Annotated in this window: 1 protein-coding gene; it reads right to left on the reverse strand. The window is 40.1% G+C overall.

All coding sequences use genetic code 11. The annotated features are described in order from the left end of the window. On the reverse strand, positions 1-242 hold a 242-nt coding region (rnpA, locus tag R2R70_RS22660), incomplete at both ends, for a ribonuclease P protein component (RefSeq protein WP_410979295.1).

Raw genomic sequence — 242 nt, forward strand, 5'->3', positions numbered from 1 at the left:
GGGTTTGTTTATTAGATTTAGCTGATTTGTTTGGGCGTTTCTTAAAGGGTGGAGGCTTAGGCGCACCTGGTTTACAGCGTTCGTTGATTTTCCGCCATAACTTGGTCAGTTGCTTGGTTAATTCTTCATTAGACTGCTCGTCAATGCCATTTTTAACCATAAGCACAATATCAATGTTATCGATGTTGTGTTGATTTAAACGAAAACTTTCGCGAGCAAGACGTTTAATACGGTTTCGTTGG

The sequence above is a fragment of the Cobetia sp. SIMBA_158 genome, assembly GCF_046566945.1.
Lineage (GTDB): Bacteria > Pseudomonadota > Gammaproteobacteria > Pseudomonadales > Halomonadaceae > Cobetia > Cobetia amphilecti.